The sequence below is a fragment of the Gluconobacter cerinus genome (assembly GCF_025961355.1).
GTDB classification, from domain to species: Bacteria; Pseudomonadota; Alphaproteobacteria; order Acetobacterales; family Acetobacteraceae; genus Gluconobacter; species Gluconobacter cerinus.
This window is the reverse complement of sequence record NZ_JAOQNM010000001.1, coordinates 61,556-75,082: the sequence shown is the minus strand read 5'-3', so window position 1 is coordinate 75,082 and position 13,527 is coordinate 61,556. Positions and strand designations below refer to the sequence as shown.

Sequence of the window (13,527 nt, the reverse complement as noted above, 5' to 3'; positions counted from 1 at the left end):
AATGTTGGAATTGCTAACACTCATCCCACGCCAGAACGGCGATGGGAGAAACGCTCGTGACACAGCTTACGATCCTTGGAACGAATATCAGGCAGGACGCGGAAGGCAGATATTGCCTGAACGACTGCCACCGGGCTTCTGGGGGAGACGCCTCGAAGGCACCAGGCCAGTGGATGGCAAACAAGCAGACTAAAGCCCTGATAGCAGAAATGGATACTGTGGAATTTTCCACAGTTTCAGAAACTGCCGGGAAGTCGGTAGTTACCATCGAAGGCAGAAACGGCGGCACCTATGCCGCTAAAGAACTGGTCTACGCCTATGCAATGTGGATCAATCCGGCTTTCCACCTGAAGGTTATCCGAGCCTTTGATGAGATGGTGAGTGGAAAGGGTGTGCTTACTGTGCAGACCCTTTCGCGTGAGCAGAAGATCAACGAGGCCTTCCTTCTCTCGCAGGACATCATCCGCGAGAAGGACGAAGAAATTGCAGTTCTACGCCCGAAGGCCGAGGCCCTGAAGGTCATCACCGAGGCAGACAGTGACCTTGGCGTTCGTGACGCAGGCCGGGAACTTCAGATTGGTCAGAACCGCGTTGTCGAGTTCTGCCTCAAGCACGGATGGGCCTGCCGGGAAGGCGGGAAGCTGAAGGCCGCACATTACGGTATCGCCAAGAAGTATTGCCGTATGTGTGCCGCGCCATACACGGATCGCTTCACAGGTGAGACCAAGGTGCGCGAAGACTTCCGCCTGACCCGTAAGGGCATTGAGCGCATCGCGTATCATCTCGCCAAGCAACTCATGGCCAACCGAGAGAAGCAGGCACAGATTGCCCGCGAGATGGAGTTGCACTGATGCCATACCCTGACAACATCAATCAGGCCGCCCTTAATCACCGGATGGCTGGATTTGGCTATGGTAGCAACAGCGGCGGTCGCGTGGTCGAACTACAGCTCAAGCTGAAAGATATCGAGCGTCGTAGCGATGCTGTTCAGAATGAACTGAACCGACTGGATGAGCAGTGGTCCGAAGTCAACAATGAGATCAAGTCGCTCGAGGTGGCCTGCTGATGTCGAGCGAGCTGAATAAAGCACTGAATGAAGTGCGGATCGTGCGGGACTTTCTCAAGCGCGCTGATGTTCGAAGCGCTCTGTCAGGTCTGAATACAGACGATCTCTTTGGAGCGACTTACAGCGCATCACGGGCAGCTATTCGCCTCAGTCACGAAATCAAGGCCCGGTCTTTAGAAGCCGCCTAAGCGCCAAGTAAAAGCAAGGAATTCGAAAAATGCGTGAAGCAGTGAACGGGAGAGGTGCGTCCAATTTGGACGTCATTCACTTCCTGCCATCCTCATTCGTACAGCGTGCCCAGAAACTCGCCGCAATGGCTGGACACTGGCGCAATCAAGAGCGAATGGCGCGATCTGATGGTCGCGACAAAGACGCCGAGAACTATGCGCGTTGGAAAGATGCATGCGTTGCATCGCTCCATCAGATGGAAGAAAGCCGTCTTGTTTCTCAGGCCTCGCTTCATTGCGGACGTCTGGGAGCACAGTCATGAGCCTCAAGATTTACCGTGACCTTGAGCAAGGCACTGACGAATGGCTACAGGCGCGCTGCGGTGTCCTGACTGCCAGCACGATTGGCAAGCTGCTGACGGCGACAGGAAAGAGCGCGCGCAACGATAAAAGCCGCCGTATCGTCCTGGATCTTCTTTCGCAGCGCATTACCGGCGTTGTTGAGGAAATTCCTCAGACATTCGCCATGCAGCGCGGCCATGAAGACGAAATTGAAGCCAAGCTGCTCTACGCAGACCGTATAGATCCCGTGTCTGAAGTCGGCTTCATGACCGAGGATAAGTGGGGCTTCAAGATTGGGTACTCGCCAGATGGTTTGGTGGGTGATGATGGTTTGCTGGAATGCAAATCCCGCGCTCACGGCCTGCAGCTTGAAGTGATCTGTTCTCAGGAAGTGCCTGCCGAGTACATGGCACAGATCCAGACCGGGTTACTCGTATCGGGGCGCCAGTGGCTCGACTTCATCAGCTTTCCCGCAATGGGCGGCGGTCAAATGATGATCAAGCGCGTCTATCCCGATCCCGTCATGCAGGACGCCCTTGTTGATGCCGCCATGGCTTTTGAAGGCGAGCTTGAGGCCAAGCGAGCTGAATACGTCGAAGCAATGAAAAATCCCGAATTACGCTTCTTGAAAACTGAGAAGCGCAGCATGGAAGAGGAGATCCTGATCGATGGTTGATCTATCTCGCACCATTATTGCCAAATCGGATCAGTTGAATGCTGACGATCTTCTTGGCGGTCCGATCACTGTAAAAGTCCAGGCTGTGAAGGAAGGCAATTCCGACCAGCCGGTCGCTATCCTGTACGAAGGATGCAACGGCAAACCGTTCTATCCGTGCAAATCCATGCGCCGCGTTCTGGTCAACGTATGGGGCAAGAACGGCACGGATTATGCCGGGAAATCCATGACGCTCTATCGCGACCCGAATGTCAAATTCGGTGGGATCATGGTTGGCGGCATTCGCATCAGCCACATGACCGGACTGGAAAAAGACATGCCGATGGCACTGCAGGTCACGAAGGGCAGCAAGAAGCTGTTCACCGTGAAGCCGCTACGAGTGCAGCAGGAGCAGCAGGTAGCGCAGCAAGACCCTTGGGCTCCATGGGTTCAGAAATGGGTGAAAGCGCTCTCCGAAGCTCCGACATTGGAAAGTCTCGAAATACTTACTTCCAACGCGAAATATCGAGATGGATTGGAAAAGCTGAAAGGACGCAACGATGCGCGTGGTCAGGAACTCCAAGCCATAGCCAGCAAGCGTGCTGCCGAGCTGAGTGAAGTCGCCGCACAACCCGAAGACGACATGGTGCCAGCATGACAATTCTGTTCTTTGATACCGAGACTACTGGGCTCCCAGCATTTTCAATGCCAGATGGCCACGAAGCACAACCTCACTGCGTTCAGTTGGCCGCCATAATGACAGATGATGATGGGAAAGAGGAAGTCTCAATCAATGTGATTATTCGCCCTGATGGCTGGACCATTCCTGAGCAAGCGTCTGCTGTGCATGGCATTACGACAGAAAAGGCTATTCGATACGGCATACGCGAGCAGGTTGCCTCCGTCCTATTTTACGATCTTTTGTGTCGCGCTGATATTTTGGTGGCGCACAACATTAAATTTGATCGTCAGATCGTTACAACAATGTTCGCACGGGCAAACCGAGCGCAATGGAAGTTGCCAGAAGCGCAATTTTGCACCATGGAAACGGCGGCACCATTGGTGAACCTGCCGCCGACACCGCGAATGCTGGCAGCTGGATTTAACAAACCCAAAGCTCCCAAGCTCGAAGAATGCATTCAGCACTTCTACGGTGAGACGCTTGAAGGTGCGCATGACGCTTTGGTCGATGTTCGCGCATGCGCTCGGATCTACTTCGAAATGAAGAAGGGAGCCGCCGCATGACCCGCGACCTGGACCAGAACATGAGCGCTGCAATCTGGGTGCAGCATATGGCGGAGACGCTGTGGGAACTGTCGCAGGAGAACCGAGACAAACGCTGGGGCAGGGCGCTGGCGACTGACGACGTGCGGATGATGCGCCTCCAAGGGCGCTTTGTTGGGGGTGAAGCATGACCCCGCACCCGTTCCTTGTGTGGGTCGATCACGCTCTGCGCTCGCTGTCCGTGTGGTTCCACGACGGGATCACCGGGCATGGCTGGAGAATGCGGCGTGACTGATCTCCTACCGACCATCTGCGAGGCGCTGGCCCTCGTGTTCCTGCTGCTGATTGTGTCCGGCGCTGAGCCGGGGAGTGTTTGAGATGATCTTGATGCCAGAAAGACTTACGGCCGAGAACGGGGCAAAGGCTGAGCTGAACGGTGAGTTCTATGAAACCTACACTCGGGAGTGTACCGAATGTGAAGGCGACGGCTTGGGTTATGCGTGCCCCCATACCCAAGGCGAAAGCCGTTGTGAGGTTTGCAACGGGACCGGAGAACTGATTGAGCACGTCCCTGTCCAGTGGACCACCATCAAGGAGATCTACAAGCGCGCTGTTGCATTACTCGGGAAGCCTCAGGATGAAGCCATTGCCGAGGCTGTGGCGGCGGAGAGGGAGAAAAACGACGCTCTAATCCGTTCTCTTGCGGTTGGATATGAGCGCATGAGGGGCGTGCTTTGCAAAATGGCAGCGACATCTGGGCCGGACACAAGCTGGTATCGTCATCAAGCCACTCAAGGAATGGATAGCGTTCCCGGTATCTGGGACATCGCGAAGATCCCTGTGGAAGCGGAACCGGGCGAATGCTCGTGGATCAACCGCGACGGATCTCTCGAAGCCATCCGGAGCGCCGCGAAATGACCCAGAACACGGAACAGAACGTGCGGACGCAGGGTGATCAGGTCCAGTGGATGGTCCGCTTCATCAGGACTAGTCGGGGCAGAGAAACTCTCGAATGGTTCTTGCGAGAACATATCCGACTTGCCGAAGCCCGAGGCGCGGAAGAACAGCGCCGGAAGGATGCGGCAACATCCGATGAAGCGCTTGAAGAGATGACAGTCGAGCGGGACAACGCTGAAGAGTTTATCCGCAAATTCGCTGAGCGCGTTCTAGGACATAGCGTCGAATGGTCTTCATCTTATGGCTTCGGGGCAGCGTTTGTTGACGTCGCTGATCGTGTGGACGCGTTGGAAGCGGAGATTGCGTCTCTGAAGGAAGCCGAGCAGCTTGCGCGGGCTGATGCTGAGGCGAGTAAGGCGCGGGAAGAGGTGCTGAAAGAGGAAAACGTTTCATTGGCGCGAAAGGTAGATCTTCTGAATAGCCCTCTAAGCGGAGACCACTACGAGACACCTGACGCGCTTTACGGGGTTGATTTGGAAGATAGTCTTTCCGCAGTAGCTGATGAGAGTTCTTGCGGGGATATAACACGCGTAATTTCTTGGCGGAAACTTGGACCTATTTTCATCCTCAATGCTTCAGATGATAACGTAGAGAGTTTTTCCGCTTTCCCGTCTAGGGAGGATGCCGAAAAGGCCCGCGCCGCGCTCACACGCGAGGGAGGGGCGTGATGGGTAGTTTTTGCAGCGAGAAAATTATCACAGCCCGCAAGCCTCATCAGTGTTCTGCCTGCCTGAAACCTATCAATGCAGGGGGAAAGTACCTTCGCGCCGCAGGAGGTTCAGACGGCACTTTTTGGAGCGGCGCTTACCATCCGGATTGCAGGGAATGGGAAATCGAGGTGAATAATCAGGCTCACGGCCCGTTTTCTGACGAATGGGATAGCCTGCACGAGCATGTGGCGGAGTGCCGTGATGTACTTGATGGGGCACCTGAAGAAGTAAAGCGCCGGTTTCCACCCGCAGGAGACCCGGCATGAGCGGATCTGTCATCCTTCGAACCGGCCACGAAGTTGTGGACGGGATGATCATCTACAATGACCGAGCCATGTCATGGGAAGAAGCTGACAAGCGTGCGGGTTTCCGTCTGGATCGTCGTAAGTCATGGGCTTTCATCCCTAATGACGACAAGGCCGACGTGCCTGAATTATGCTCGATGGTCACGTTCAGCCGGTCTTGCTGCGATTGCACCGATGAAGACCCGTATCGCGCCGGAGCGAAAGGCTGGGGCTGCTCTGCTTGCGGATATACCGGGCGGAGCCGTGAAGCATATTTTGTCCCGCATATTCACGCAGGAGACCCGGCATGAGCGGGCGGACGGATACGAAGCGGCTGGAGTGGATTTTCCGGCAGGATGTAGTGATCGGAACTTACGGGAGTGATCCGGCTGCGTGGAAAGATGTGGTGTTCGCTCTTTATCAAAAGACGTTCCCCATCGATCTCGTGGACGGGCGCATTGCCATCGACGCAGCCATGGACGCGGAGGAACGGGGATGAGTGGCGTGACAGACCCACGAGTGGAAGCTGCAGCGCGGGCGATGTGTTTAAGCCACGTCGAATATGATGATCTTGTATGGAATGGGATGTCTGAAAAAGACAAGCGCTTCTACCGCGAGACCGTCGAAGTCATTCTCAAAGCCGCAGACGCCGCAGCTTGGCAGCCGATCGAGAGCGCGCCGAAGGATGGTGAAACGGCTTTCGACATCTGGGTGACAAGCAAGGAAGGTGGATACCGGATTGCAAATGTCATGCGCGCTGATGAGGTCTGGGTTTTTGACCTGATGGAATGGCCGGACGAAATGGTACCTGCAACCCACTGGATGCCTCTACCCCATCCGCCGGAGGCCAAGCCATGAGCCCCATCACGAAAGAGCAGGCCATCGCGCGCCTACCGCGCGTTGCTACGGGCTGGATATTCCCCATTGACGCTAACCTGCCCGTGTTCGAAGCGCTGGAGAAAGAAGGGATCGCGAACCGCAAAGGGTTTGGGTTCCAGTTGAAGGAGGTGAAGCCATGACCGAACCAACCCTAACCCGCCCACAGCGTGACGTCCTGAACGCCCTGCAAGCACACCCAGACGTCTGGCACGAACCGGACAAGCGCAATCGCTACGTCTATCAGCCCCTTATGCGCCTCGGTCTGGTCGAGCGCAGTCCGGACGGGCTGTATCGCGCCGTGAAGGTGAAGGAGGGTGGCCATGGGTGAGACGCAAGGTCGCTGGCTCAGGCCAAAGGACGTCGCACAGCATATCGGGAAACCAACCGGGCAAATTCTTACCCTCGTGAAAAAGGGAAAACTGCCCGCCCCATCCTATCACTTTGGGCCAAAGTCGCCGCGATATGACAGGGAAGAAATCGACCGCCTTTTATCGGGCGGTAAAAAAGCAGTGGAAACGGGTATCTCAGACGAGGCGATAAGGAATGAAATCTTCGAAAGAGCGCGTCGTCAAAAAGCGCCTCGCAGACGGAACAGTCAGAGAGTACCGGTACCCAGCAATTAAATCCGCAGAACCAGCCCCCACGCAAACAGTGGGGGCTCTTCTGAGGGCTTATCAGTACAGTCCAGAGTTCAGGGCGCTCGCCAAGCAATCACAGAGAACATATCTCATCCACATCCGGCATATTGAAGTGCTTGGGAACATTGATATCACCTTGTTAAAGCGCAAAAGTGTCCTCAGCATGCGAGATGCTTTGGCGGTTACGAGCGGCCCGAGTACGGCAAACATGACGGTGAAGGTGCTTGTCAGCATATTGAACTGGGGCATTGATCGCGAATGGCTTGTCAGCAATCCCGCAGCGCGGATCAAGAAGCTCCAGACAGGCCATCTGTTGGCTTGGACGGCAGCAGAAGCGGACTTTGCTGAGGCGCATTTCCCTGAGCATCTTCGTCGCCTGATAGTCTTGGCGCGCTACACCGGACAGCGGCGCTCAGATTTGGTTGGGCTGCTGTGGAGCGCTTACAACGGCGCCACGATCAGGGTTGCACAGCAGAAGACAAAGACCGTTCTGATGATCCCAGTGCATCCCAAGCTGAAAGTGGAGTTAGACGCTTGGAAGCGTGAAACTCAATCCGTCCATATCCTTACGTCGAAAAGCGGACTTCCCTTACACGCAGGCACTGCGACAAACACGGTCATGGCGCTCACGCGCGCCTTAGGAATGAGGGAAGGTTTGAATATTCATGGCCTGCGGAAGCTTGCTGCGGCTGAACTGGCCAACGCCGGATGTAGTATGCTCGAAATCGCCGCGATAACCGGACACAAATCTCTGAACATGATCTCGCTTTATACCGCGTCTGCGAGCCAGGAAAATATGGCTATAAGTGCGGTGAAAAAGTGGGGAGAGACCTAGTTTTCACGGTTTTAAAAACCAATGAAAACCAGAACATAAACCATTGATAAACATAGATAATATATAACCTAAAGCTAAACCATTGCTTCCAAATCCTGCAGATCTTTGTCGAGCTCGTGCCTTAAAAGGCCGAGAATATCGCGCGAAATATGTGAAAGAGCATAATCCGCGCGGTAAAGGACTGTGCATTTGATGCTGAGAGGGGGAGAGAGTGTGCAAGGGCGGGGAAGCCCCGGATGATGAAGGACTGTCAGGGCATCTACGATAGCGCAACCAACGCCTAATCGAACGAGTTCTGCCGCCATAAAATGCGTCCGCACTCGAATGGCAGGGGTCGCGGATATGCCTGCTTCGTCAAGTGCCATATCAAGCAGGTCAGCAGTCGGATCTTTCTCGGACAAGCCGAGATAACGGTTCTGATCAATATCCGTCAGTGCTACGGGGCCTTGATCCTTCTCTTTATCAATCAGGACCAAGGGAATGTCGCCAATGTGCTGGGCCGTCAGGCCTTCTCGTGAGTAATTGCCAAATACAACGCCAAGATCGAGATCATGGTTGAAAATTCGTGAGACGATCTCTGAGCCATGCAGTGCATCAATCGTGACCTCTGTATCGGGATGATCAGCACAATAACTGCGGACCACACGGGGGATGAGGCTCAGGCCCAGGCTTGGCACGCACCCGATACTGATGGAATGCCCTGCCCGGGCATAGCGCAGGTTATGGGTAAGGCGCCGCAGGTCAGAAAGTTTGCCGAAAATGGCGTTCACATGAGGAAGCATGATCTGCGCTTCCCGTGTGGGGATAAGTCGACCACCTTTGCGCTCGAATAATGCGAAGCCAAGAGAATGCTCAGCATAACGGAGAACCTTGCTGGCAGCCGGCTGCGAAACATTCAGGACTTCTGCGGCTTTTCGGAGCGATCCCGTCGTCATGATCGCATAGAAGACTTCGATCTGACGTAATCTCACGGTGTATACTCTCCTGAGCGCAAACGAGTAACGGTATTAACCCACCGAATGGGAAGAGGGCCTTCATATCCCTCTTACAGTCATTTGGAAAATATTGCGCGAGGGGGGCATTTTTTGATTGGAAAGGCTTAATGCTCGTATCTTGTCGGTATTTTTCGGTCTTGCGAAGCCTCGATGATGACGACGAGTTAACCTCAGTCTATCAGCTACGAAAATAAAGCAATATGGACGCGCAACATATCGGACACGTAACGTAACTTAATCAAAGTCTTTCCAGGAGTGCGGCGGATGTGTGTTGTGAAAACGTCAGGTAAGCTGAGAAGAAGATCTCGTTATCTGTTCACGACGAGCATCCTCAGCATGGCTGTTGCAAGTGTGGTGTCTACGGGAGCGGATGCTGCAACGAAGTCGCACCATACTACGAAGGCCCGTCCTTCGTCGCCGCGAGCCGTATCCCAGGCTGCTTCAAAGCCCCAGCGACATCATACGGTTGAAGGTGCTGATCCGGAATCGATTTCGGTTAGTGTGTCCCGTGTACGGAGTCACGGGCCTGAAGTGGCTGTCACGCGTAAAGTCATGGACAGGTTTGTTGAAGGCACAAACCCCATGCAAATCCTCGCGATGACTACGCCGGGTGCGAATTTCACCTCGACCGACGCCTTTGGTCTCGATACCTATGGCAACACGTTCTATGTGCGCGGATTTACCCAGATGCAGATCGGCGCAACGCTTGATGGCATACCATTGGGGACGCAGGGTTTCGCTAATAATAACGGTGTCTCAATCACACAGGCGATGATCCAGGATGATGTTGGCGGCATGACAATGTCGCAGGGCGCCGGGGCGCTGGATTCATTTTCTGCTCAGAACCTTGGCGGCGCCATGACGTACACGTCTTCTGATCCGAAGGACAAGGCGGGCGGCAAAATCAGCCAGACGTTTGGTAGCTACAATGCTTACAGAACGTATGTTCGCGCAGACAGTGGTATCCTGAACTCTACGGGCACAAAATTCTATGCCTCTTTTGCGCGCACTGACACGGACATGTGGAAAGGGGCAGGGGGACAAAGCGAATTACAGGCTGATGCCAAGATTGTTCAGCCTGTGGGCGAGCATGGAAAGCTCACGGGGTTCTTCGGTTATGGCAATTTCCAGCAGATGAATTATCTGACGCTCACCAAAAACATGTGGCGGCAGATGGGACGCGATACGACCTATTTGAAGCCGGACTACGAGAAGGCCAAGCAGTGGGCCTATTACGCTCAGTACACGTCGGATGTGCCACCGGGTTATGAGGGGAAACTGTCCAATGATGAGATTGGTGATTATGCGTGGGACGCCTCTCAGGTGCAGAGAACCTATCTTTCGGCCGTGACGGGTCATTTCGATCTCTCTGAAAAGATTCACTCGGACACGGTTGCTTATGGAAATGTCAGCAGTGGTCTGTATGGCGGAACCAATAACTTTGTGACGTCGCCGAGCTATGGCACGCCCTCGTTGCAGGCGGACGGGTCGGTCACGGGGGTTCCCATGGCGCTGGGCATGTCACATGCCGATATGCGACGATTGGGTTTCACGCAGAAGTTCTCGTATGAAGCCCCGCATGACAACTATATCGAAAGTGGCGTCTGGTATGAAAATAGCCGCTGGATATATGATTCCATGCTGTATGAAGACGGTCTGACAACTGGCCATAATCCGTTGTCTGGGTTCAAAAAAGGGACCGGCAGCACGTGGTATAATGACGCCTATAATACCAACACGTTTCAGTTCTTTCTCCAGGATCGCTGGAAGATTATGCCTGGCATGACGTTGCTTGCCGGTTTCAAGTCACTGACACAAACGACTCATGGCGGTACAAAAAACGATTATACAGAACAACTCGCTGCTGAAGGGTGGAACACGTATTATCGCCATGCAGCAAGTGGTACGCTGACAGCGTCAGGTGCGTTCCTGCCTCATTTCAATTTTGATTATCATTTCCTCGATCATCACGAAATTTACTGGGATATCGCCGAAAACCTGCGTGCCTACGACTACTATTCACAGACGTCCAGCGCGACGCCGTGGGGTGGTCTGGGCAATTCGTCTCAGTCTGCTCAATCCGTGTTCGATGCGAATAAAAAGGTCATCAAGCCAGAGAGAACCTGGAATTATATCGTGGGATATCGATATGATTCCCGCTTTTTCTCGGGAAGTGCAGATTTTTACCATACCGATTACTATAATCGACTGGCGTCTATCACAGAGGGTAGCACTGCGACCGCACACAGCGCTTATCTGAACGTTGGACGGGAGACCATGAATGGTGCTGATGCAGTCGCCACGATCCGCCCGTTTCGTGGGCTGGAAATTACGAACAGCTTTAGCTGGAACGACGCCGAGTATCAGACGTCTTCAATTAATTATAGCGGTCGCACATATAGCCTGAAGGGTAAGCACCAAGTCTATTATCCAAAATTCATGTATAAGGCGAATTTGAATTATACATGGCGTCGGGCAATGTTTAACTTCAACGTCAATTATGTTGGTGCGCGTCCGATGACCTACCTCAACGACCAGTATGTTCCGTCTTATTGGCAGGCAAATCTTAATCTGGCCTATAATTTGGGCAAAGTTGGCTTTGCACAGAATTTAAAAGCCACCTTCGGTATCACCAACCTGTTTGACACTAACTACATCGGCGGAATTTACGGGGCAGCGTCAGTCTCAGGCGACAATAACGCCAATCTCTTCGTCGCAGCGCCGCGTCAATATTTCGGCACGGTCTCTGCTGAGTTCTGACGTGACATGATGGTGCGGTGCAATCAGGTGTAATATACATGCCGTTTGCACCGCGCGCGTCCTTTATTCTTGGAACGATTATGAAAAACATTCTTATGGTGTCGGCCTGTGTGCTGGCTTTCTCGCAGTCTGCTCTGGCCCAGCAGGCTGACGGCTCAGTTTACACGGACATGCCGGCTGAATTTCATATTTCCGATGCCAGTTTCGATTATACGCGTCGAGACGTCATGATTCCGATGCGGGACGGCGTGAAGCTACACACTGTTATTCTCGTTCCAAAAGGCGCGCACAATGCTGGAATGCTGATGACGCGTACCCCTTACAATGCTGCGCATATGGCATCGCTCGGTTCAAGCAATCATTTGGCGTCGATCCTGCCCGGTTATGACAACATGCCGGATGTCATAACCGAAGGGGGATATATTCGGGTTCTTCAAGATATTCGTGGAAAATACGGTTCTGAAGGTGCTTTTGTCATGAACCGCCCCATGCGGGGGCCACTGAACGGCACGGACGTCGATGAGAGTACCGATACCTGGGATACTATCGAATGGCTGACACATAACGTTCCGCAAAGTAACGGGAAAGTCGGCATTCTCGGGGTGTCCTATGACGGATATACGGCTATCACAGCTCTGTTCCATCCTCATCCCGCATTGAAGGTGTCTGTGCCGATGAACCCGATGGTTGATGGCTGGATGGGCGACGACTGGTTCCATAACGGTGCGTTTCGTGAAGAAATGCTGCCCTACATTCACGACCAGGGAGCTACTCGGAAAAACACTGTCGAATGGTGGAACAGCGCTTATGATTCATATACGCTCTTCCTGAACGGTGTTTCCGCTGGGGCTGTTGGTAAGTCACGCGGTATGGATCAAATTGGCTTTTTTAAGCAGATTTTGGCTCATCCCGCGTATGATTCATGGTGGCAGTTGCAGGCGCTTGACCGACTTCTGCCTAAAGAAGGTCTGAAGGTTCCGACGATGCTGGTTCACAGCCTCTGGGATCAGGAAGACAACTATGGCGCCATCGCGATGTACGACGCGTTGCGTAAGAATTCCGATGCACGATCCAATCTTTGGCTGGCAATGGGGCCGTGGAATCACGGGGGTGAAATTCATGCCGCCAGTACGCTGGGGACAGTGGATCTTCATTCCGATACGGGGCTGTACTTTCGAAAACATGTCCTGAGTCCGTTCCTTGCGCATTATCTCAAGGATGGAACAGTCCCGTTACCCGCGCGTGTGACGGCTTATCGGTCAGGCGAGAACGAGTGGGAGACTATGGATGCTCTTCCTTCGCCAGATTGTGACAGCCAATGCTCAATCCTGCGTTTTCAGCCCAATCATGGGCTGAGCTTTGGCAAGCCTCCGGTTAATGCAGGGCAACTGAGCTATGTTTCTGATCCTGAACATCCGGTGTCCTATGTTTCCCGCCCTGTCATTTCGAAAGGGCAGGCAGGCTCCGAGTGGCGCTGGTGGCTGGCGACGGATCAGCGTAACGCTGCTGCGCGGCCCGATGTTCTGTCTCTGACGTCTGACGTTCTGACGAAGCCATTCACTGTAACGGGTGAGCCGTTGATGCATCTGACTGCCGCCACGACAGGCACAGACGGCGATTTTGTTGTGAAGCTGATTGACGTTTACCCAGATGAAGTGGCTCAACAGCCTGCCATGGGCGGCTACCAGCTCATGGTTTCTGGAAATATTCTTCGTGGGCGGTATCGGAAAAGTTTTGAGCACCCCGAAGCGATCCCTGCGAATGTGAAGCAGGTCTATCCAGTGCGCTTGCCGATGGTCAATCATACGTTCCTGCCGGGACACCGGATCATGATACAGGTCCAGTCGAGTTGGTTTCCATTGTATGATCGAAACCCTCAGACTTACGTAGAAAACATCATGCTTGCGCCCAAAGAATCTTATAAGCCTGCAACGATTTCGGTGGATGTTGCGGGGAGCTGGTTGGAGCTCCATGGCGGCACAAAACCAGCCTTGTGAATGACAGAATGCTATTCC

20 protein-coding genes are annotated in these 13,527 nt (G+C 53.7%); 19 read left to right on the top strand and 1 reads right to left on the bottom strand.

Features of this window, described 5'->3' with window-relative positions; all coding sequences use genetic code 11:
* The first annotated feature begins 56 nt into the window (after window positions 1-56).
* The 17 genes from M2305_RS00340 (at window position 57) to M2305_RS00260 (ending at window position 7,757) form a co-directional block, all read left to right on the top strand.
* The gene (locus M2305_RS00340; RefSeq protein WP_264648210.1) at window positions 57-851 is read left to right on the top strand and encodes a KilA-N domain-containing protein; all 795 of its coding nucleotides are present in this window, start codon (window positions 57-59) and stop codon (window positions 849-851) included.
* Window positions 851-1,066, top strand: coding sequence for a hypothetical protein (locus tag M2305_RS00335; protein ID WP_264648209.1), 216 nt, complete (start codon window positions 851-853; stop codon window positions 1,064-1,066). The genes M2305_RS00340 and M2305_RS00335 overlap by 1 nt, the downstream gene beginning before the upstream one ends.
* A complete protein-coding gene (locus M2305_RS00330; RefSeq protein WP_264648208.1) occupies window positions 1,066-1,254 on the top strand; it encodes a hypothetical protein in 189 nt (62 codons plus the stop codon). Before M2305_RS00335 ends, M2305_RS00330 begins: the two co-directional genes overlap by 1 nt.
* Window positions 1,255-1,283: 29 nt before the next feature.
* Window positions 1,284-1,556, top strand: a complete 273-nt coding sequence (locus tag M2305_RS00325; RefSeq protein WP_264648207.1) for a hypothetical protein — start codon at window positions 1,284-1,286, stop codon at window positions 1,554-1,556.
* Entirely contained in the window at window positions 1,553-2,251 is a 699-nt protein-coding gene (locus M2305_RS00320) for a lambda exonuclease family protein (protein ID WP_264648206.1), read from the top strand. The genes M2305_RS00325 and M2305_RS00320 overlap by 4 nt, the downstream gene beginning before the upstream one ends.
* A complete protein-coding gene (locus tag M2305_RS00315; RefSeq protein ID WP_264648205.1) occupies window positions 2,244-2,888 on the top strand; it encodes a hypothetical protein in 645 nt (214 codons plus the stop codon). Before M2305_RS00320 ends, M2305_RS00315 begins: the two co-directional genes overlap by 8 nt.
* Window positions 2,885-3,475: a 3'-5' exonuclease gene (locus tag M2305_RS00310; RefSeq protein WP_264648204.1), complete on the top strand. Its 591-nt coding sequence runs from the start codon at window positions 2,885-2,887 to the stop codon at window positions 3,473-3,475. The genes M2305_RS00315 and M2305_RS00310 overlap by 4 nt, the downstream gene beginning before the upstream one ends.
* Window positions 3,472-3,645 carry a hypothetical protein gene (locus M2305_RS00305; protein WP_264648203.1) on the top strand — a complete coding sequence of 58 codons (174 nt, stop codon included), beginning with the start codon at window positions 3,472-3,474 and terminating at the stop codon, window positions 3,643-3,645. The genes M2305_RS00310 and M2305_RS00305 overlap by 4 nt, the downstream gene beginning before the upstream one ends.
* 196 nt (window positions 3,646-3,841) lie before the next feature.
* The gene (locus M2305_RS00300; protein WP_264648202.1) at window positions 3,842-4,372 is read left to right on the top strand and encodes a hypothetical protein; all 531 of its coding nucleotides are present in this window, start codon (window positions 3,842-3,844) and stop codon (window positions 4,370-4,372) included.
* The gene (locus tag M2305_RS00295) at window positions 4,369-5,079 is read left to right on the top strand and encodes a hypothetical protein (protein ID WP_264648201.1); all 711 of its coding nucleotides are present in this window, start codon (window positions 4,369-4,371) and stop codon (window positions 5,077-5,079) included. Before M2305_RS00300 ends, M2305_RS00295 begins: the two co-directional genes overlap by 4 nt.
* On the top strand, window positions 5,079-5,387 hold the full coding sequence (locus tag M2305_RS00290; protein WP_264648200.1) for a hypothetical protein: 309 nt from the start codon (window positions 5,079-5,081) through the stop codon (window positions 5,385-5,387). Before M2305_RS00295 ends, M2305_RS00290 begins: the two co-directional genes overlap by 1 nt.
* Entirely contained in the window at window positions 5,384-5,716 is a 333-nt protein-coding gene (locus M2305_RS00285; protein ID WP_264648199.1) for a hypothetical protein, read from the top strand. The genes M2305_RS00290 and M2305_RS00285 overlap by 4 nt, the downstream gene beginning before the upstream one ends.
* Window positions 5,713-5,904 carry a hypothetical protein gene (locus tag M2305_RS00280; protein ID WP_264648198.1) on the top strand — a complete coding sequence of 64 codons (192 nt, stop codon included), beginning with the start codon at window positions 5,713-5,715 and terminating at the stop codon, window positions 5,902-5,904. The genes M2305_RS00285 and M2305_RS00280 overlap by 4 nt, the downstream gene beginning before the upstream one ends.
* Window positions 5,901-6,263 carry a DUF551 domain-containing protein gene (locus tag M2305_RS00275; RefSeq protein WP_264648197.1) on the top strand — a complete coding sequence of 121 codons (363 nt, stop codon included), beginning with the start codon at window positions 5,901-5,903 and terminating at the stop codon, window positions 6,261-6,263. The genes M2305_RS00280 and M2305_RS00275 overlap by 4 nt, the downstream gene beginning before the upstream one ends.
* Window positions 6,260-6,424: a hypothetical protein gene (locus M2305_RS00270; RefSeq protein WP_264648196.1), complete on the top strand. Its 165-nt coding sequence runs from the start codon at window positions 6,260-6,262 to the stop codon at window positions 6,422-6,424. Before M2305_RS00275 ends, M2305_RS00270 begins: the two co-directional genes overlap by 4 nt.
* Window positions 6,421-6,612 carry a hypothetical protein gene (locus M2305_RS00265; RefSeq protein ID WP_264648195.1) on the top strand — a complete coding sequence of 64 codons (192 nt, stop codon included), beginning with the start codon at window positions 6,421-6,423 and terminating at the stop codon, window positions 6,610-6,612. The genes M2305_RS00270 and M2305_RS00265 overlap by 4 nt, the downstream gene beginning before the upstream one ends.
* A gap of 215 nt (window positions 6,613-6,827) precedes the next feature.
* Entirely contained in the window at window positions 6,828-7,757 is a 930-nt protein-coding gene (locus M2305_RS00260; protein WP_264648194.1) for a tyrosine-type recombinase/integrase, read from the top strand.
* 74 nt (window positions 7,758-7,831) lie between these two features.
* Here the strand turns inward: M2305_RS00260 and M2305_RS00255 are convergent, their stop codons facing one another.
* On the bottom strand, window positions 7,832-8,728 hold the full coding sequence (locus M2305_RS00255; protein WP_264648193.1) for a LysR family transcriptional regulator: 897 nt from the start codon (window positions 8,726-8,728) through the stop codon (window positions 7,832-7,834).
* A 288-nt stretch (window positions 8,729-9,016) separates the two neighbouring features.
* Between M2305_RS00255 and M2305_RS00250 the strand changes: the two genes are divergently transcribed.
* Together M2305_RS00250 and M2305_RS00245 are read left to right on the top strand one after the other, a co-directional pair.
* Window positions 9,017-11,512, top strand: a complete 2,496-nt coding sequence (locus tag M2305_RS00250; RefSeq protein ID WP_408871450.1) for a TonB-dependent receptor domain-containing protein — start codon at window positions 9,017-9,019, stop codon at window positions 11,510-11,512.
* An 80-nt stretch (window positions 11,513-11,592) separates the two neighbouring features.
* A complete protein-coding gene (locus M2305_RS00245) occupies window positions 11,593-13,509 on the top strand; it encodes a CocE/NonD family hydrolase (protein ID WP_264648191.1) in 1,917 nt (638 codons plus the stop codon).
* Window positions 13,510-13,527: the final 18 nt, after the last annotated feature.